This is a genomic window from uncultured Psychroserpens sp. (assembly GCF_947501425.1).
Classification (GTDB): domain Bacteria; phylum Bacteroidota; class Bacteroidia; order Flavobacteriales; family Flavobacteriaceae; genus Psychroserpens.
On sequence record NZ_CANMVN010000003.1, the window covers coordinates 367,811 to 386,238 of the forward strand.

Below are 18,428 nucleotides of genomic sequence, written 5' to 3' on the forward strand. Positions count from 1 at the left end.
ATGCTTTTAGAAATCTGCGCTAATTCCTTTCAATCGGCTAAAAATGCTCAGGATGCTGGAGCACATCGTATTGAGCTTTGTAGCGAACTATCGGTTGGAGGCATCACACCTAGTTACGGACTCATAAAACAAGTTATTTCAGAATTAAGTATTGAAACCTTTGTATTAATTAGACCACGAAGTGGGAACTTTTGTTATTCGGAAAGTGAACTTGAGATCATTAAAAAAGATATTCAAATCTGTAAAAACTTAGGATGCCATGGCATCGTTTCTGGTGTTTTAAATCCAGATCATACGATTGATATAGAACACACACGAGAACTTATTGAATTAGCTAAGCCATTACCATTTACGTTCCATCGTGCTTTTGATATCGTTCCTAATCCGAAACAAGCTACCGAACAATTAATAGACATAGGTGCAAGTAGAATTTTAACCTCTGGTCAACAACCTAAAGCGATTGATGGCATACACTTTCTAAAAGACTTGAAAGTACAAACAGAGAATAGAATTACTATTTTAGTTGGAAGTGGTGTGTCTTCGGAAAACGCGAAACTATTTAAAGATGTTGGCTTTAATGAAATCCATGCGTCAGCTTCAAAATTAATCAATTCTAAATCTTCAGACTATTTTGGAAACACACCACAAACCGTGTCTTCAACCGATGAAATTAAAGCCATTATAAAAGCTATTTATGAATAACTATTGTGTTCTTAGTATTTGTCTGCTAGTATTGATGAGTTGTCAACCCAAACATGATGTACCAATAAGACTTGAACTTCATAATGATTGGCAATTTAAGGCGGTTAATGATTCTGTCTGGCAATCTGCCACTGTTCCAGGAAATGTGCACTCAGATCTATTAGATAACAAGCGAATCCAACATCCTTTTATTGGTAACAACGAAGATAGTTTACAATGGATTTCAGACACCGATTGGGAATACAAAACAACATTTTTAGTTGACAATAAAACCTTAGAAAAAGAATATCTCGAACTCAATTTTGAAGGCTTAGACACCTATACCACTGTGTATTTAAATGATAGTTTAATTTTAAAAACCGATAATGCTTTCAGAGAATTTAATGTCGATGTTAAAACACTTCTCAAATCTGAAAATGAACTTCATATTGTTTTTGATCGCACGTCTATTTCCGAAGCACAAGAGCAAGCTAAATTGAGCTATCAACTTCCAGAGGGCAATCGTATTTTTACCAGAAAAGCCCAATTTCAATATGGTTGGGATTGGGGACCAAAACTTAATACTTCTGGAATATGGCGGCCAATAACCTTGGAAGCTTGGAATGAATTTAAGATTAAAGATATTCATGTTATTCAGTTTGAATTGAATGACAATTTTGCGCATCTTGGTCTTCAGTTAGAGAAATTTGATGATTCAGTATATACCTATGATGTGTATGTTAATGAAAAATTATACAAGTCCTCTCAAAATAGAATCAATCTCAACAATCGTCATGGCAACAACTTTTTACCAATTACAATAGAAAACCCAAAACGCTGGTGGCCACATAATCTCGGAGAACCGTATTTATATGACATTAAGGTTGTTGTAAAAGACGATAAAAAAGTCCTCGATAGTATTTCAGTTAAGAAGGGATTGAGAACAATAGAATTGATTACAGACAACGATAGTCTTGGAGAATCGTTTTATTTCAAAGTAAACGACGTTCCTGTCTACATGAAAGGTGCCAACTACATTCCGCAAAACAGTATGCAAAACCAAGTCACTAATGCACACTATAAAAAACTCTTGGATGATGTTGTTGATGCCAACATGAACATGTTGAGAGTTTGGGGAGGTGGCATTTATGAAAATGACGTGTTCTACAACTTATGTGATGAAAAGGGCATTTTGATTTGGCAGGATTTTATGTTTGCCTGTGCCATGTATCCTGGAGATGACGCTTTTTTAAATAATGTAAAAGCAGAAGCTGAGCAAAATGTTAAACGCTTACGCAATCATGCCTCAATCGCCTTGTGGTGTGGTAACAATGAAAACTCCGAAGGCTGGCATCGTTGGGGCTGGCAAGCAGATAGAAGTGAAGAAGAAAAAGAAGAGATTTGGAATAACTATTTAAAAGTATTTGACTCGATTTTGCCAAAGACAGTAAAAAAACTAACAGATACCCCTTATTGGGAAAGTTCACCAAAATATGGTCGTGGAAATCCGAAATACAAAACTGAAGGCGACGCACACGATTGGTGGATTTGGCATGATGCTTACCCTTTTGAACACTTAGAACAGAATGTACCTCGATTTATGAGTGAGTTTGGTTTTCAGTCGTTTCCAAGTTATGAAGTCATTAGATATATCAATCAAAGTGATTCGATAGAGATTGCTTCAGAAGGTTTTAAAAATCATCAAAAACATGTACGCGGATTTCAGCTTATTGACGAATATATGAAACGTGATTTCCCAGTTCCTGATAATGCCGAAGATTACGTATATGTGAGTCAGTTGCTTCAAGCCTATGGCATCACTAAAGGTATTGAAGCACACAGAAGAGCCAAACCTTACAATATGGGAACACTCTATTGGCAACTTAATGATTGTTGGCCTGCAGTGTCGTGGTCTAGTATTGATCACTTCGGAAATTGGAAAGCACTGCATTACCAGGCGAAGAAAAGTTTTGAGGATGTTTTAATCTCTAGTGTTGTTGAGAATGACATCCTAAAAACCTATGTGATTAATGACACCTATGAAGGCATTGCGAACACGATGTATATAGATATCATCGATTTTAATGGTAATAGTATTTGGAGTGATGTAAAAATGGTCTACGCAGGAACACAAAACAATTTAGTGTACCAATTAAATTTAAATCCACTTGACTTTAATAAAGAAGATGTGGTGATCATTTCTCGATTTGGTGATGCTAGGTCTCTTCATTATCTAGCAAAACCTAAAGATCTAAAGCTCAAAAAAGCACCTATTGAACAATCCATAACCAAATCTGATGATGGATTTCAGATTACACTAAAAAGTGTAACGCTTCAGAAAAATGTGTTTTTATACACCAAAGAAAAAGGCCATTTTAGTGATAATTATTTTGATTTGACACCCAATGAGACTGTAACCATTACATTTGAAACTGCTGCAGACACTCTGGAAGACTTGAAGATAAAAACCTTGAATGATTTTGTAAATTAGCTATCACACCTGCGTTGTACTTTGATTCTAGTTACAATTTTGTCATCATGGAAAAATTCAGATGTAAACTGAGATGTGTACATTGTAACTTTACGAGTATCGTTGTGATATTCTTCACTTGAAATGTAAGTCATCAATTCGTCTAGAGACATACCTACTCTGAAAGTATTCCAGAGTTTGATGTATTTGTAATTGACATCGATGGACTGAAAAATCTCTCTGGCATGTCGCCTACTCATTTTAAATCGATCATCATTAACATAAACTTTTAAGTAACTGAACGTTTCAGAATCAATTTTAGATATCAAGTTATATGTCCTTTGCAAGTGATAGTCTTTGTAGTTACAAAAGTCGTCTAAATACTGAGCATCTGTAACACCTGAAGTCACATCAAATAACTGTGTGTTTAACACCAGGTTTTTGATCTTAACTGGCGACTCATTTAAATCATAAACACCTTTAACAGACTTAATTCTCGGTGCATTTTTTTTAGACTGATCCCAAAATTTATCCCGATCGACTTCTGGAGCTATACGAATCACTTTTGGCGCTTGTACTACATCCTCTATTATCATGTTAAAAAAGAAAAAACAGTCACAGTCATATATGGGATAAACTGCCACAATCTCAACATCTTCTATTCCATCAAAATCGGAATCAACAGATTTATTTACCAAAGTGGTGTCAACATCATGTGGTCGATCCATATGGATAATCATCGTGTCATTTCGTTCTTCGACCTCTTTAATAAAAGCATCTTCCCAGGCACAATTAAGAAAGTAGCCAAACTTAATGTACAAGTCGCCATCTTTCACCTCATTTCTTCTAATACCTACCGAATCTATACTGCAGTTATCTCTACATTCTGAAACCTTAAAACCATCAACCTTTTCAACTAGTGCTAATTCCTTTTGCTCAGAACAACTGCACATCAAAACAAGCAAACCAATACTATACATTATTGTTTTCATTTCACTCCTTTTAGCATGCGTTGTTTGCCATATAGATCTTGTTTGAGCTCTATCTGCTTAAAACCAAAATGTTCCAGAAGCTCAACCATTTCCGCTCCGAGATATTCATTGATTTCAAAGTATAACACACCATTTTCCTTAAGGTTATCTTGTGCAAATTCACAAATAGCTCTATAAAACTGTAACGGATTATCATCATCAACAAACAAGGCTATATGAGGTTCGTTATCGAGTACATTTGATTGTATTTCGATTTTTTCGAGATGTCTAACGTATGGTGGATTAGAGACAATAAGGTCATATTTAGATTCTACATCAAGCTGAGACTCACCAATTTTAAGAATATCGCCATGGAGAAATTCAACCTCAACATTGTTCAAAATAGCGTTCTGTTTAGCCACTTCAATAGTTGCTTCGGAAACATCTAAAGCAAACACACTAGATGTTTTTAAATGTTTAGACAATGCTATGGCAATACAACCAGAACCTGTACCGATATCTATAATTTTTAAAGGCTTCTTTTTTGCACTTGAAGCCACACTATTTAAAATCCATGCGACTAATTCTTCAGTTTCAGGTCGTGGTATCAAGGTATGCTGATTCACTTTAAAAGGAAGACCGAAAAACTCGGTTTCACCAAGAATATACTGAATAGGCTGTTCTAATTTTAGCTTGCTTAAGACTTCAAAAATTGGTTGTTCTTCGACTTTAGAAATTACATATTCAGGCTCAAGCACAATATGGATTCTCTTGATATTTAAATAATGTTCAATAACAAGATCAAAAAACGAATCCACTTCATTTTTTCCGTAGAGTGCATCTAACTCTTTATGATAAATATCAAGAATATCTTTTAATCTCATAGCGTCTTAGTCATCCAAACACCACAAGAATAATGCCCAGTATTTCCTAATGGTTGCGTTCTGTGCTCAAATCCGTAGCTCTCATAGATATGAATTGCAGCTTTGAGTTGAGATGCCGATTCCAGATAACAGGTTTCAAAACCGAAGTCTTTTGCAGCCTTTAAACATTTTTCAAACATGAGTTTTCCATAACCCTTTCCTCTTATTTCAGGAGAAAAATACATTTTTTGAAGCTCACAAACATTACCATCAAAATCTTTGAGTTGTTTGATACCTCCTCCTCCAAAAACTTCTTTATCATTAGCAACTACATAATAGACTTCTTTATCACCTTGATAAGATTCGTACATAAAAGGCGTTTCCGCATCTTCATAGGCAGTACCTTTTAAAGGAATACTAAATTCAGGAAAACACCCTTTGATCACTGCTTCTATTTGTGGATTATCCTCAGGGCGAATTTCTCTAATTACGATATTATCTTGACTCACTTTATTATAGTATTTTTGTAGCGTGAAGGTACGTTAATTCTAATAAATAAGTAAATGAAAAAATTCATATTATTATCAACAATACTACTGCTTTGTATTGGGTGCTCGGTAAATGAAAAACCTGAATTCCTTAGGGTTGACAATATCAAAGTCTTAGAATCTACCTCTACCTACGTGACCATTACAGCAGATGCTTATTTTTTAAATCCGAATGACATTGGAGGTGAGTTGCAATCTGATGGTATCAAAGTATTGGTCAATGACAATGAGATGGCAAGCGTGAGTTCTGAAAGCTTTAAAGTACCTGCAAAGAAAGAGTTTTCAATTCCGCTAAAAGCAAATGTTCCTACAGATAGTTTGTTCAGCAATAAAAGCATTGGTGGTTTGATTGGTAGTTTGTTTAGTCAGAAATTAAAAGTGCAGTACTTAGGAGATATAAAATATAAAGTGCTTGGGTTTTCTCACACTTACCTTGTAGATAAAACGGAGACTGTAAAAATCAAGCTTTAATTTTTGTTATCAAAAAAATGCCTTTTTATTTGATAAGCCATGTCAGACACTAAGTAAACCAGACAGACAATAATTATAAATAAACCAGCAAGTTTTGCTTTTAGATCAATTAAAGATGCTCCAGTATTGTTGATATCTAATAAAAGAAAACAGCTTAGATAAATTAAAAGAATTGATAAAGGATAAGCCACAAGACGGACTAGAAAATTTTTAAGCATAAGCAAATATAAGAACAACAACGCTATTTTGACACCTCAAGAAAACTACATAAAACGTTGTATTGATATCGCCAAAAATGGATTAGGAACCACAGCCCCTAACCCAATGGTTGGTTGTGTGATTGTTTACCACAATAAAATTATTGGAGAGGGATTCACGAGTCCTTATGGTGGACAACATGCCGAGGTGAATGCTATCAATTCGGTAGCTGACAAAAGCTTACTAAATAACGCAACTTTGTATGTGACTCTGGAGCCTTGTTCTCATTTTGGAAAAACACCTCCATGTAGCGACCTGATAATCAAATACCAAATTCCTAATGTGGTTATTGGCTGCCTAGATGACAATCCGCAAGTAGCCGGAAAAGGTATTGCCAAACTAAAAGCTTCTGGATGCAAGGTAACCGTTGGCGTTTTAGAAACCGAATGTAAAACACACCACAAACGGTTTTTTACATTTCACAATAAAAAACGACCATATATTATACTGAAATGGGCAGAAACCAGCGATGGCTTTATTGCTCCCTTATCGAAAGACAAAAAAGAACCTGTGTGGATTACCAATGAATATTCCAGACAGTTGGTTCATAAATGGCGTGCGGAAGAGCAAGCAATTTTGGTTGGCACTAAAACGGTTTTGGAGGATAATCCAAGCTTAACAGTTAGAGACTGGACTGGAGAAAATCCTGTTCGTATTGTTTTAGATCGCGAACTCAAATTATCAAATGAGCATTCTATTTTTAATTCTGAAGCAGATACAATCATTTTATTTGAAGACAATCCCGTATTAGTAAAACCTTTTAAAACAGAAACAGATTGGACTGTTCATCCACCAAACTCAAAATTTGGAAATGGTTCATATCATGAGTTAGATTGGACCAAAAAGCATCAAATTGCCAAACAAATATGCGATGTAATCTACAAAGCTAACATCAACTCTGTCATTATTGAAGGTGGTGCACAAACACTCCAAACCTTTATCGATGAAGGTCTTTGGGATGAAGCCAGGGTATTTACAGGACCAACAACATTTAAAAAAGGAATACGAGCGCCTGAACTTTCAGGAGAGCTTATTTCCGAAGAACACATATTAGAAGACACGTTAAAAATCTATGTCAACAATTAAAACCATCATATTCGATTTTGGTGATGTATTCATCAATTTAGATAAGCAAGGTGCTATGGATCATGCTTTAAAATTATTCGAGCTTGAGGAGTTACCTGAAGATCTTATTGCCATAAATACCTTATATGAACAAGGTCTGATTTCTACAAACGAATTTATAGGGTTTTATATTGAAAACTTTCCGTATCTATCTAAAAAAGAAATTGTTGAAGCATGGAATTTTATCCTCAGAGATTTTCCGAAAAAACGTTTAGAATTTCTACAACAATTAGCAAAGAGTCAAACTCACAACCTTATATTATTGAGCAATACCAATGAATTACATATTAATTGGATTATTGAGAATGTTTCCTTTTATGAAGATTTCAAAACCTGCTTTAATCAGTTTTATCTATCTCATGAGATTCATTTAAGAAAACCAAACACCGATATTTATGAGTTCGTGTTACAAGAAAACAATCTTAAACCCGAAGAATGTTTTTTTGTTGATGACACTAAAGAGAACACAGATACCGCAGCCAAATTGGGTATTCACACGTGGAATATTGACGAAACAAAAGAAGATATTACCGATATATTTATCATCAACACTCACTTATTTTGATATATCTCTTACTTAGCATATCTGCATCAACACTTATTTTTATCATATTTAAACTCTTCAATAAATATGGTATTAATACGCTTCAAGCCATAGTAGTTAACTATTTTACAGCTTGCTTGTTTGGTTTATATATATATGATGCACCAATACGTATCAATGAGATCTTAGCTTCAAAATGGATCTATGGAGCCTTAGGATTGGGCTTTCTTTTTATAGCTATTTTTAATGTGATGGCATTAACAGCACAACGCAATGGACTTTCAGTTGCTTCTGTAGCGTCAAAAATGAGTGTGATCATTCCAATCATTTTTGGCATATATGTTTACAAAGAAGGGGTTGGTTTTCAAAAAATTATTGGTATCATTTTAGCTTTAGTTTCGGTATATCTAACTTCGGTCAAGCCTAAAGCCTCAGATAATATCAATAAAGGATTATGGTTACCTATACTACTCTTTTTTGGATCTGGAATTATTGATACCTCCATCAAATATGTTGAGACCACCTATCTTGCTGATAATGGTATTCCTATATTTTCGGCGACCATATTCGCTTTTGCTTTTACTATTGGCTCTTCAATTTTAATTATGAGAGCATTTAAAAAACCTTATACATTTCCCCTAAAAACTATTATTGGAGGAAGCATATTAGGCATTGTCAATTACTGCTCTATTTACTATTTACTGAAAGCACTTAACCATGAAAGTCTGGAGAGTTCTACATTATTCACCATAAATAATGTGGCTATTGTTATGGTATCAACGCTTCTGGGGCTTATTTTATTTAAAGAAAGAATCTCTAAAATGAATTGGTTAGGAATTTCACTAGCCATCATATCTATAGTTATAGTAACTTTGGCATAAATGGATTATAAGGACACCTATAGGACAATCAATAGACCATCTTCTGAAGTGCTATTCAAAGATAAGAACAGTAAGTTTTTTGGGTATGCATATCCAGTAACTACAGAAGATGATGTAAAAATACATCTCGAAGACTTAAAAAAACAACACCATGCTGCCAGACATTGGTGCTACGCTTATCAATTTGGAACACAAGAAAAAGACTTGGTTTTTAGAGCAAATGATGATGGAGAACCTAACAATAGTGCAGGAATGCCTATCTATGGACAAATACAATCTTTTGATGTGACCAATATCCTAATTGTTGTTGTTAGATATTTTGGAGGTGTTAAACTAGGTGTAGGAGGATTAATAAATGCTTATCGTACTACAGCTCAAATGGCGTTGGAGGCCTCAAATATCATTTCTAAAACTATAAATACCGACTACGTCATCTCTTTTGATTATAAAAACATGAATAAAGTGATGAGAATTATTAAAGAGAAACAGCTAAATATTATAAAACAAACTTTAGAATTGAGTTGTGAGATAGTTATTTCTGTACGTTTAAAAGACGCCAACTCCATTTTTGAAATTTTTGATGCGCTATACGAAATTAACATCAAGGAGTTGAACGATTAAATTTGCATTTTGTCTAAAATATAATCTGGGCATTTTGTAGGCCGTTTCTTATGAATATCCATAAAAGCTAAAACTGAATTTCCTGTTGCCAAAATTTCATCATTTTCATTTAGGATTTCATAATCAAATTCAATTTTTACAGCTGGTTTTTTTACAAGTTTAGTTTTTACTTTAATGAGATCATCATAACATGCTGACTTTTTGTAATTTATGGAAAGCGATATAACTGGTAGCATAATACCATCCTCTTCCATTTTTCTGTAAGAAAACCCCATTTTTCGTAACCATTCGGTTCTACCCATTTCAAAATACTGTGCATAATTTCCATGATAGACAACTCCCATTTGATCGGTTTCACCGTAACGGACTCTAAATTGTATTTCATCGGATTTGGAAAGATTGGACATCGTTTGTGATATTTTTTTTGTAATTTCGGGACGATTTAAACATGAGGAAAAATTTCCGAATATTCAACTATTTTTGATTTTTTTATTAAGAAAATTGTTCACATATTTGTCATGTAAAAATCTATCAGGAGAAACTCAAATTTCTCTTTTTTTTGCTAACTAACAAAAACCCTAAAAATTAACTTAGAGAATGGATGTAACTGCGCAATCGGTTTGGACGAACTGTCTCTCATTTATAAAAGACAATATACAACCTCAAGCCTACAAAACTTGGTTTGAGCCTATAGTAGCAGTAAAGCTTTCCGATAACGCACTAAGTATTCAGGTACCAAGTAAATTTTTCTACGAATGGCTTGAAGAGCATTATGTAAAGATCTTAAAAGTTGCCTTAACGAAACAGCTAGGTGAAACGGCTAAATTGGTGTATGTGATTAAAATGGAAAACACCTATGGCAACAAGCAACCGTTTACAGAAAAAATTCCTAGTTCTAATCGTGGTGCTTTAAAATCTCAAGATGTTGACGTTCCTTTAAATAATAAAAATCCAGAACTCAAAAACCCTTTTGTCATTCCTGGAATTAGAAACGTTAAAATTGAATCACAACTAAATCCGAATTATAGTTTTGAAAACTTCTTAGAAGGTGATTCTAACCGTTTGGCCAGAAATGCTGGTTTAGCAGTAGCTAACAAACCTGGAGGCACGTCTTTTAATCCTTTACTCATCTTTGGTGGTGTAGGACTAGGAAAAACACATTTAGCACATGCTATAGGTGTTGACATTAAAGATAAATATCCAGAAAAGACCGTATTATATATTTCCGCAGAAAAATTTACCCAACAGTATATTGATTCTGTAAAGAAGAATAATAGAAATGACTTCATTCACTTCTATCAAATTATTGATGTACTAATCATTGATGACGTACAATTTTTATCAGGAAAATCAGGAACTCAGGATGTATTTTTCCACATATTTAATCATTTACACCAAAATGGAAAACAGGTTATATTAACTAGTGACAAAGCGCCAGTTGATATGCAAGATATTGAGCAACGCTTATTATCCCGTTTCAAATGGGGACTTTCAGCTGAATTACAAAGTCCAGACTTTGAAACCAGAGTATCCATACTAAAGAACAAACTTTATCGTGATGGTGTTGAAATGCCAGATGAGATTGTAGAATATGTTGCCAAGCATATTAAGACTAATGTTCGTGAGCTTGAAGGTGCCATCATTTCACTAATAGCTCAATCCTCTTTCAACAAAAAAGAGATCACTGTTAATCTTGCTAAGGAGATTGTTGAGAAATTTGTAAAGAACACTAAACGTGAAGTCTCTATTGATTACATTCAAAAGGTCGTTTCAGATTATTTCCAAATGGATGTGAGTACACTTCAATCAAAAACAAGAAAACGTCATATTGTTCAAGCAAGACAGCTAGCCATGTTCTTTGCCAAAAAGTATACAAAAGCATCATTGGCAAGTATTGGTTCTCAAATTGGGAAACGTGATCATGCTACTGTACTTCATGCATGCAAAACTGTGGATAACTTATCTTCAACTGATAAACAATTCAGAAAGTATGTTGAAGATCTTTCTAAGAAACTATCACTTTAATCATATTCTATGACAAGCATCCTAATGGTCTGTTTAGGCAATATTTGTCGTTCGCCATTAGCTCATGGTATTTTAGAATCTAAACTTCCTCAAGAATTATTTTATGTAGATTCTGCAGGCACAGCCAATTACCATGTTGGTGATTCGCCCGACCATCGTTCAATTACAGTAGCTAAATCTAATGGTATAGATATTTCCAAACAACAAGGCCGACAGTTTAAAATTTCAGACTTTGATACTTTTGATTATATCTTCGCGATGGATCAATCTAATTATGATAATATCATCAAGCTTGCCAGAAACACTAGTGATATAGGCAAAGTAAAACTCATTTTAGAAGTTGATGATTCTGTAAATGATAAACGAGTTCCAGATCCTTATTATGGTGATATATCTGATTTTGAACATGTCTTTTCTCTTCTGAATAGCGCCTGCACTAAACTTTCCAAAACACTAACAGGCAACTCCAGCAATTGATATCTCAATACGACTCTTAATTTTTTTCGTATTTTGTAAAAAAATTCCTTAAAATCTAGAAAAATGAAAAAGATTGCACTTTTCCTAGCCTGTTTTACTATATCCCTATCTTACGCTCAAGACATTAATTTAGAATCTTTTGCGTCTGGCTTTTCAAATCCGGTAAGTATTAAACACGCAGGAGATGATAGACTCTTTGTAGTTGAAAGGGCTGGTGTCATTAAAATTTTAAACGCCAACGGCACCACCAACTCTACTCCATTTTTAGACATAAATGACAGAGTAATAAATTTTGGTGGCGAACAAGGTCTTTTGGCATTGGCATTCCATCCTGACTATACAACAAACGGTTTCTTTTTTGTTAACTATATAGACAATAGTGGTGATACAGTTATTTCAAGATTCACCCGAAGTACAACAGATACAGCAGATCCAAATTCTGAAGTTGTTCTATTAAACATCGCTCAACCGTTTTCTAATCACAATGGTGGAGATTTACATTTTGGAACCGATGGTTACTTATATATCTCGCTTGGAGATGGAGGCTCAGGTGGAGATCCAGGCAATAGATCACAGCGTTTAGACACTCTGTTAGGAAAACTATTAAGGTTAGATGTTGATGTGACTCAAACACAAATAGATGCAGGAACTACTTATCTTATTCCAACGGACAACCCTTTTGTTAGCAATTCTACTGCCTTAGATGAAATCTGGGCAAACGGATTAAGAAATACATGGAAATTCTCTTTTGATCGCTCTACAGGAGATCTTTGGACCGCAGATGTAGGTCAACAAAATATAGAAGAAATCAATAAAGTTGCACCATCTTCAACAGGTGGAGAAAATTATGGATGGAAATGCTTTGAGGGTAATAATGTATTTAGTAATGTGACTGGTTGTAGCACCATAACTCACGAAGCTCCTATAGCACAATATGTACATGGAAGCACTTCAAGATGCTCAATAACTGGAGGTTATGTGTATCGAGGTTCAATACAAACAGGTTTAGTAGGACTCTACTTTTTTGCAGATTATTGTAGTGGTGAAATTGGTGTCGCTGAAGAAGTAACACCAAACAATTATAATATTACATTTTTAGGAACGTTTAGCGCTGGCGGATGGTCTGCGTTTGGAGAAGATGTTAATGGTGAATTATTTGTAACAAGCATTTTTAATGGTACAGTATATCGAATAATTGATGCTAATTTGAGTGTAGACGAACAGACGGTTAGTGATGTAAAAATGTATCCAAATCCAGCAAAAGAAAGTCTTACATTTGACCTTATAAATACAGGTAACCAAATAGAACGTATAAACATATACGATATTCAGGGGAAACTGATACAATCACAATCTGATTTTGACGGACAACTTATCACTATATCCACAAAATCACTTACGAGTGGATTATATCTTGTTGAAATTTCGAATCCGCAAGGCAACTCCAGTATTAGAAAGCTTATTATAGAGTAAAACATGAATCCAAATTTCGGAAAGCTATATCTTATTCCTACACGACTTGGTGACAATCCACCATTAGAAGTATTGCCTATTTCAGTAAAAAAAATTATTGAAATGGTCGATGATTACATAGTTGAGAACGAAAAAACAGCACGTCGATTCATAAAAAAAATCGACTCCAGAAAACAACAGTCTATTTTAAATTTCAAGATTTTAAATAAATACACACAGCCAGAAGAAACACAAAATTTTCTTGACGACTGCAAAAATGGGAAACCCATGGGTTTACTTTCTGAAGCTGGATGCCCCGGAATTGCAGATCCAGGAGCAGATATTGTAAGATTAGCGCATGAAAACGATATTCAAGTTGTGCCATTGGTTGGTCCGTCATCTATTGTTCTTGCGTTGATGAGCTCTGGAATGAACGGTCAAAGTTTTGCATTTAACGGCTATATTCCTATTGATAAATCTGAACGAAAATCTGCTTTAAAACGTCTGGAACGCTTATCATTTGAACAAAATCAAACCCAATTGTTTATTGAGACTCCTTATAGGAACAATAAAATTTTAGAAGACATTTGTAGCACACTTCATCCTAATACCAGAGTATGTGTTGCTTGTGACATCACTTTACCAACAGAGTATATAAAGACACTGACAGTTAAAGAATGGAAACACACAAACATTGACCTCCATAAGCGTCCAGCTATGTTCGTGATTCACAGAGAATAAAGGCCTTACTATGAAAGATGATGTTGACCAAGAACTTGTACTTTCATTCAGCGCATGAGGCTGTTAGGTCAGTATACATAATAAAAGAACAAACCACATATATTTGATATGTGGTTTGTTTTTATAATTGTATTATTGTGCGCGTTTTTAAAGTGTGGCTTTTGCTTTCTTATCAGCTTCTATAAAAGACGTGTCATAGCCTGCAAATTTTTTCATGTAGTGCCTAACAGTAGAACCGTAAGCATCAGAAAAATTATTTCCGCCATAGCTTCTTAAAAACTTTTTCACGCTTCCAGGACCCGCTAAATGAGCAGCAGCTAAAATACCAGATTCAGTAATTTTAACACCACTAATCGTCTTTCCCACAAAGCGTTTGATATCTTTTCTTAAGATCCATTTGTTACGTTCTGCATTGGCTAAGAATGCTTTTTCTTGCAACTCAGGATTGTATAAAAACTGTGTTGGATTATAGATTCCAATCATCTTTAAAGTTTCAGAACCAAACTGATATTTTCCTAAATAGCCTAAAGTATTTACTGTAAAATAATTCCCTCTTGACTCTTTGAAAGCCAAAGCCTCTTTAAATCCATTGTATGACTTTCCTAAATATGGAAAATAAGCATGAGTAGATTGAAACGGATTAGACAATTCTACCTGTGAGAATTCGTCTACTTCGGTAGAACTAGATGCTAAATCGTTAGAAATATTATAGTTTAATTCTAAACCCTCTGTAGAATAATCGTCATAATTCAACGATGAATCCGGTTTAAGTGCTACATATAGTGTGACACAAATAGCTAATGGAATAATGAAATAATTACCTACATTTTTAATCATAATAGCTAATATTCTGAAGTACAAATTTTCCCTTTTGTAGTACTTCAATTTTCAGGATGCAAATATACGCTTTTTTCTACATATCTGAAAACGAGACGTTAAAGTGTTGTTAAAAGTAGATATAGTGGAGCTTTATGCCGCTTTTTCCGTTGAATTCAATAGCTGGAAATGGCACTTTAATTACGTTTAAAACGTCAAACACTGTCCTTAACAGACGAGAATTTGTTTTTATTCTAGACAAATCTACGTCCAAACTAAGGTAAAATTGACGTCTGCGGTTTTGAGTTATTAAGAAGTTATCAACGTTTTCGTTTTTTCCGGTGAGCATTCCTTCAGCACCATAACCAAATGCCAGATTGAGCCACTTGGGAATTTTACTGTCCTTAAAGAAGGAATGAAGGTTTGCACTTAACCAATAGGTTTGACCATTATAGTCTTTTAGCATTTCTTCTAAAAACCCTTCTCCCAGTTTATCAGGACGTTGATTTGCAAATGAAGTTTGATGAAACGAATATTTCATTGTGATACGTTGTTCATCCCATAATAGCTCTTGACCAACATATAAACCTGTTCCTAAACCGTTTGCTAACATATCTGACCATGAAAATCCCCATTCTTCAGAATAGCCGTCAAAAATTTCAACAGCTGATAGAAAACCAAAACCTAATGTAGCTCCATAAATGAGTTGATCTCTTTTTCCCACTCCTGACCAATGCAATGCATTCGCTCCCACTCTTCCTAGTTGATACGACGAAAACACATGACCTAGTTTATCCATCTGCAACCATTCATCTGCATCATTAATGGTTTTAAAATTTGATCTTGGGAAATCTGCATACCACAATTGATCCAGACCAATCAGAGTAAGCGTTGCCAGAGAAGCTTCAGTAATAATTACAGCATTTCGTCTGGATGTATTTAGAGTATCACTAGGTTTCAAAAACGTATCCATCTTGGATTGAGAGCACATAGTAAATGTGATCAACCAGCAGCATAGATTAAAAATAAAACGCTTGCTCAAAATTATTTATTTATACCTTGAGAAGATAAATAACGTTGGTATTCTCTAGCATTCACATTATGCTGAGCTAAAGATTTAGCAAACTTGTGAAAACCTAACTTTTTTGCATTAGCAGCAAAATAAAGATAACTGTGCTTTTCATAGTTTAGTACAGCATTAATAGCAGAAATATCAGGCATTGCTATCAATCCAGGTGGCAATCCAGTATTCTTGTAGGTATTATATGGAGAATCAATTTCTTTATGCTTATTTAACACGCGCTTAATTACTGTGTTTTTATATTCTGGCAACTTGTAAGCAGCAAATTTCAACGTAGGATCTGCTTGAAGTGGCATTCCAATTCTAATTCTATTCATATACACACCAGCAATTCTAGGTTGTTCACTGGCTTGTTTAGACTCTTCATGAACAATAGATGCCAAAGTCAATACTTGATCTCTAGTGAGGCCTATGGCTTTTGCTTTGCTATTTCTACTGTCATTCCAGAATCTATTGTACTCTTTTAACATTCTATCTCTAAAGCCTTCAGCAGAAGTATTCCAGAAAAATTCATAACTATTAGGAATGTACATTCCTAGTGCGGTTTGTTCAGTAAATCCACTTTCCTTTAAAAAAGTTGTGTCACGCATAGCCTTAACCAAAGCACTACTATCGGCATCAATCTGAACACTGATTCGACCAGCTAGCTTTTCCAGACTTTCCTGATTATTAAAAGATAATTGTATCGGTAGATTGTTGCTCCTAATAGAGTTGATGATGTCATTATTACTCATACCCTTTTTAATGACAAATCTTCCAGCCTTTAAATTTGTAGAATATTTCTTTCTGTCTGCTAAGGCGTCAAAAGCATCAATATCCTCTAACAAAGGTATCAGTTGCTCTCTAACCTCATCATAACTTGCACCAGAAGGCACATAAATATAAGCTTCATCATTGGCAAACTTTGTATTGGGTGCCAACATTGCATTATACACATAATATGCAAAAACTGCTGCAACCACTAAACCGATAAGAGCAATAGCCCAAAGTATTTTTTTAATGTACATTTAATTCAATAGTATTTGTAAAAGGTATTCGTTTTTATGTGAACCATTAATATAATTCCAGTCTTTTTTGAGTCCGATAATTTCAAACCCGTGATTTTTAAACAGTTTCAAACTGTCTTTATTGTCTTCAGAAATATTACAATACAACTGGTGTAGTGCTAACTGAGATTTACAATAATCTTTTAAAAGTTGCAATGCTTCGTTTCCAAACCCTTTTTGTCTTTGATCAGATTCTTTAATCAAAATGCCTACACCTGCTCTTTTATTTTTAAAATCAAAATCAAAAAGATCAATCATACCAATTGGTTCTTCTTGATAATTACTGATAACCAATCGCAACTGCTTGACCTCAAAAATATCCTTATGAGAATGCTCTAAATATTGTTTGATGATGTATTTAGAGTATGGTGTTATGGTATTACTAATCTCCCAAAAGATTTGATCATTCTCAATCTCATGAATAAAATCCAGGTCTTCAGGCTCTAAAGCTCTCAAATAAATATGCTTTCCTTTTAACGTTATCATGAGATATAACCTTTAAAAACTTGAGTGGCTGCACCAATGAGCCAGATATTTGTATAACGTGTATTCTCAACATTAAAAGACACTTTTAGATGGCCTCCCTGAGTTTGCAAGCTGATTAGGTCATGCTTAGTTCTTCCTGTATAATGCATTGCAATTGCAACTGCCGTAACTCCTGTTCCACAGGATAAGGTTTCGTCTTCGACACCTCTTTCGTAAGTTCTTACTGAAAAGTTATCATCTGAATGTTTAGTCACAAAATTTACATTACTTCCTGCCTCATTATAAGGTGGTGCGCATCTTATTTGTCGTCCTAAGGTTTTCACATCAACACTGTTAAGATCATCAGCCATTTGAACATGATGAGGCGACCCAGTATCTAAAAACACATGTGTTTTATGATCTTCTAAAACATCTACATCTTGCATTTGTAAATGTACAATTCCGTCTTTTATTGTGGCTTTATGCATCCCATCAATAGCTTCGAAAGTTGCTTCAGAATCAATAACACCTAAAAAATTTGCAAAAGCAGTAATGCATCGACCACCATTTCCACACATAGAACTTTCATTTCCATCTGCATTAAAATACACCATCTTAAAATCGCAGCTATCATGATTTTCAAGAAGTATCAATCCGTCAGCTCCTATGCCAAAACGTCTGTCACATAAAAATGCAATACGTTTGGTATTATTTTTGTCGAAATTTCTCTGACGATTATCAATCATCACAAAATCGTTTCCTGTTCCTTGATATTTGTAGAATGTGGTTTGCATATGAGTTGCAAATATAGGAATAATGCCTCGATATTTGTAGTGTTAAATGAGCGTTAAAAACGGCGTTAAAAATCGTTAAAAGTGAATGTCAAAGTCAA

At 34.4% G+C, this 18,428-nt stretch carries 20 protein-coding genes; 11 read left to right on the plus strand and 9 right to left on the minus strand.

The features are described from left to right. Entirely contained in the window at nucleotides 1–702 is a 702-nt protein-coding gene (locus tag Q0951_RS06605; protein WP_299335614.1) for a copper homeostasis protein CutC, read from the plus strand. Beyond that, nucleotides 695–3,172 (plus strand): glycoside hydrolase family 2 protein, encoded by a 2,478-nt coding sequence (locus tag Q0951_RS06610; RefSeq protein WP_299335616.1) that lies wholly within the window; start codon nucleotides 695–697, stop codon nucleotides 3,170–3,172. Before Q0951_RS06605 ends, Q0951_RS06610 begins: the two co-directional genes overlap by 8 nt. Here the strand turns inward: Q0951_RS06610 and Q0951_RS06615 are convergent. The 3 genes from Q0951_RS06615 to Q0951_RS06625 are packed head-to-tail and all read right to left on the minus strand — an operon-like array spanning nucleotide 3,169 to nucleotide 5,494. Then, a complete protein-coding gene (locus Q0951_RS06615; protein WP_299335618.1) occupies nucleotides 3,169–4,143 on the minus strand; it encodes a hypothetical protein in 975 nt (324 codons plus the stop codon). The two genes, Q0951_RS06610 and Q0951_RS06615, sit on opposite strands and share 4 nt — an antisense overlap. Beyond that, nucleotides 4,140–5,006 (minus strand): peptide chain release factor N(5)-glutamine methyltransferase, encoded by an 867-nt coding sequence (gene prmC, locus Q0951_RS06620; protein WP_299335620.1) that lies wholly within the window; start codon nucleotides 5,004–5,006, stop codon nucleotides 4,140–4,142. Before prmC ends, Q0951_RS06615 begins: the two co-directional genes overlap by 4 nt. After that, the gene (locus tag Q0951_RS06625) at nucleotides 5,003–5,494 is read right to left on the minus strand and encodes a GNAT family N-acetyltransferase (protein WP_299335622.1); all 492 of its coding nucleotides are present in this window, start codon (nucleotides 5,492–5,494) and stop codon (nucleotides 5,003–5,005) included. Before Q0951_RS06625 ends, prmC begins: the two co-directional genes overlap by 4 nt. Before the next feature lie 54 nt (nucleotides 5,495–5,548). On the opposite strand from Q0951_RS06625, the gene Q0951_RS06630 reads away from it, so the two are divergent. The 5 genes from Q0951_RS06630 (at nucleotide 5,549) to Q0951_RS06650 (ending at nucleotide 9,433) form a co-directional block, all read left to right on the plus strand. Further along, complete coding sequence (locus Q0951_RS06630; protein WP_299335624.1) at nucleotides 5,549–6,004, plus strand: hypothetical protein; 456 nt, start codon at nucleotides 5,549–5,551, stop codon at nucleotides 6,002–6,004. A 246-nt stretch (nucleotides 6,005–6,250) separates the two neighbouring features. Beyond that, a complete protein-coding gene (gene ribD, locus Q0951_RS06635; RefSeq protein WP_299335626.1) occupies nucleotides 6,251–7,348 on the plus strand; it encodes a bifunctional diaminohydroxyphosphoribosylaminopyrimidine deaminase/5-amino-6-(5-phosphoribosylamino)uracil reductase RibD in 1,098 nt (365 codons plus the stop codon). Beyond that, nucleotides 7,335–7,952 (plus strand): HAD family phosphatase, encoded by a 618-nt coding sequence (locus tag Q0951_RS06640; RefSeq protein WP_299335628.1) that lies wholly within the window; start codon nucleotides 7,335–7,337, stop codon nucleotides 7,950–7,952. The genes ribD and Q0951_RS06640 overlap by 14 nt, the downstream gene beginning before the upstream one ends. Further along, nucleotides 7,949–8,812 carry a DMT family transporter gene (locus Q0951_RS06645; RefSeq protein WP_299335630.1) on the plus strand — a complete coding sequence of 288 codons (864 nt, stop codon included), beginning with the start codon at nucleotides 7,949–7,951 and terminating at the stop codon, nucleotides 8,810–8,812. Before Q0951_RS06640 ends, Q0951_RS06645 begins: the two co-directional genes overlap by 4 nt. Beyond that, nucleotides 8,813–9,433, plus strand: coding sequence for a YigZ family protein (locus Q0951_RS06650; protein ID WP_299335632.1), 621 nt, complete (start codon nucleotides 8,813–8,815; stop codon nucleotides 9,431–9,433). On the opposite strand, the gene Q0951_RS06655 is transcribed toward Q0951_RS06650, so the two are convergent. Beyond that, entirely contained in the window at nucleotides 9,430–9,840 is a 411-nt protein-coding gene (locus Q0951_RS06655; RefSeq protein WP_299335634.1) for a thioesterase family protein, read from the minus strand. The genes Q0951_RS06650 and Q0951_RS06655 overlap by 4 nt on opposite strands. A 190-nt stretch (nucleotides 9,841–10,030) precedes the next feature. On the opposite strand from Q0951_RS06655, the gene dnaA reads away from it, so the two are divergent. The 4 genes from dnaA (at nucleotide 10,031) to Q0951_RS06675 (ending at nucleotide 14,128) form a co-directional block, all read left to right on the plus strand. Next, entirely contained in the window at nucleotides 10,031–11,458 is a 1,428-nt protein-coding gene (dnaA, locus tag Q0951_RS06660; RefSeq protein WP_299335635.1) for a chromosomal replication initiator protein DnaA, read from the plus strand. A 9-nt stretch (nucleotides 11,459–11,467) separates the two neighbouring features. Then, complete coding sequence (locus Q0951_RS06665) at nucleotides 11,468–11,935, plus strand: low molecular weight protein-tyrosine-phosphatase (RefSeq protein ID WP_299335637.1); 468 nt, start codon at nucleotides 11,468–11,470, stop codon at nucleotides 11,933–11,935. Between the two features lie 63 nt (nucleotides 11,936–11,998). Next, nucleotides 11,999–13,408 carry a PQQ-dependent sugar dehydrogenase gene (locus Q0951_RS06670; protein WP_299335639.1) on the plus strand — a complete coding sequence of 470 codons (1,410 nt, stop codon included), beginning with the start codon at nucleotides 11,999–12,001 and terminating at the stop codon, nucleotides 13,406–13,408. Between the two features lie 3 nt (nucleotides 13,409–13,411). Then, on the plus strand, nucleotides 13,412–14,128 hold the full coding sequence (locus Q0951_RS06675; protein WP_299335641.1) for an SAM-dependent methyltransferase: 717 nt from the start codon (nucleotides 13,412–13,414) through the stop codon (nucleotides 14,126–14,128). Nucleotides 14,129–14,275: 147 nt separating this feature from the next. Here Q0951_RS06675 and Q0951_RS06680 read toward each other — a convergent pair whose 3' ends face one another. From Q0951_RS06680 to dapF, 5 genes are all read right to left on the minus strand, one after another. After that, on the minus strand, nucleotides 14,276–14,965 hold the full coding sequence (locus Q0951_RS06680) for a peptidoglycan-binding protein LysM (RefSeq protein WP_299335643.1): 690 nt from the start codon (nucleotides 14,963–14,965) through the stop codon (nucleotides 14,276–14,278). Nucleotides 14,966–15,074: 109 nt separating this feature from the next. Then, the gene (locus Q0951_RS06685) at nucleotides 15,075–15,917 is read right to left on the minus strand and encodes a DUF2279 domain-containing protein (protein WP_367179748.1); all 843 of its coding nucleotides are present in this window, start codon (nucleotides 15,915–15,917) and stop codon (nucleotides 15,075–15,077) included. A 71-nt stretch (nucleotides 15,918–15,988) separates the two neighbouring features. Then, nucleotides 15,989–17,032 (minus strand): endolytic transglycosylase MltG, encoded by a 1,044-nt coding sequence (gene mltG, locus Q0951_RS06690; protein WP_299335647.1) that lies wholly within the window; start codon nucleotides 17,030–17,032, stop codon nucleotides 15,989–15,991. Then, entirely contained in the window at nucleotides 17,033–17,557 is a 525-nt protein-coding gene (locus Q0951_RS06695; protein WP_299335649.1) for a GNAT family protein, read from the minus strand. After that, nucleotides 17,554–18,330, minus strand: a complete 777-nt coding sequence (gene dapF, locus Q0951_RS06700) for a diaminopimelate epimerase (RefSeq protein ID WP_299335651.1) — start codon at nucleotides 18,328–18,330, stop codon at nucleotides 17,554–17,556. Before dapF ends, Q0951_RS06695 begins: the two co-directional genes overlap by 4 nt. Between the last annotated feature and the right edge of the window lie 98 nt (nucleotides 18,331–18,428).

Excerpts from the sequence above, each read along its gene's own strand:
- Q0951_RS06605 (WP_299335614.1), top strand. The coding sequence starts at position 1 with ATGCTTTTAGAAATCTGCGCTAATTCCTTTCAATCGGCTAAAAATGCT.
- Q0951_RS06610 (WP_299335616.1), top strand. The coding sequence starts at position 695 with ATGAATAACTATTGTGTTCTTAGTATTTGTCTGCTAGTATTGATGAGT.
- Q0951_RS06615 (WP_299335618.1), bottom strand. The coding sequence starts at position 4,143 with ATGAAAACAATAATGTATAGTATTGGTTTGCTTGTTTTGATGTGCAGT.
- prmC (WP_299335620.1), bottom strand. The coding sequence starts at position 5,006 with ATGAGATTAAAAGATATTCTTGATATTTATCATAAAGAGTTAGATGCA.
- Q0951_RS06630 (WP_299335624.1), top strand. The coding sequence starts at position 5,549 with ATGAAAAAATTCATATTATTATCAACAATACTACTGCTTTGTATTGGG.
- Q0951_RS06640 (WP_299335628.1), top strand. The coding sequence starts at position 7,335 with ATGTCAACAATTAAAACCATCATATTCGATTTTGGTGATGTATTCATC.
- Q0951_RS06650 (WP_299335632.1), top strand. The coding sequence starts at position 8,813 with ATGGATTATAAGGACACCTATAGGACAATCAATAGACCATCTTCTGAA.
- Q0951_RS06655 (WP_299335634.1), bottom strand. The coding sequence starts at position 9,840 with ATGTCCAATCTTTCCAAATCCGATGAAATACAATTTAGAGTCCGTTAC.
- dnaA (WP_299335635.1), top strand. The coding sequence starts at position 10,031 with ATGGATGTAACTGCGCAATCGGTTTGGACGAACTGTCTCTCATTTATA.
- Q0951_RS06665 (WP_299335637.1), top strand. The coding sequence starts at position 11,468 with ATGACAAGCATCCTAATGGTCTGTTTAGGCAATATTTGTCGTTCGCCA.
- Q0951_RS06670 (WP_299335639.1), top strand. The coding sequence starts at position 11,999 with ATGAAAAAGATTGCACTTTTCCTAGCCTGTTTTACTATATCCCTATCT.
- Q0951_RS06675 (WP_299335641.1), top strand. The coding sequence starts at position 13,412 with ATGAATCCAAATTTCGGAAAGCTATATCTTATTCCTACACGACTTGGT.
- Q0951_RS06680 (WP_299335643.1), bottom strand. The coding sequence starts at position 14,965 with ATGATTAAAAATGTAGGTAATTATTTCATTATTCCATTAGCTATTTGT.
- Q0951_RS06685 (WP_367179748.1), bottom strand. The coding sequence starts at position 15,917 with ATGGATACGTTTTTGAAACCTAGTGATACTCTAAATACATCCAGACGA.
- mltG (WP_299335647.1), bottom strand. The coding sequence starts at position 17,032 with ATGTACATTAAAAAAATACTTTGGGCTATTGCTCTTATCGGTTTAGTG.
- Q0951_RS06695 (WP_299335649.1), bottom strand. The coding sequence starts at position 17,557 with ATGATAACGTTAAAAGGAAAGCATATTTATTTGAGAGCTTTAGAGCCT.
- dapF (WP_299335651.1), bottom strand. The coding sequence starts at position 18,330 with ATGCAAACCACATTCTACAAATATCAAGGAACAGGAAACGATTTTGTG.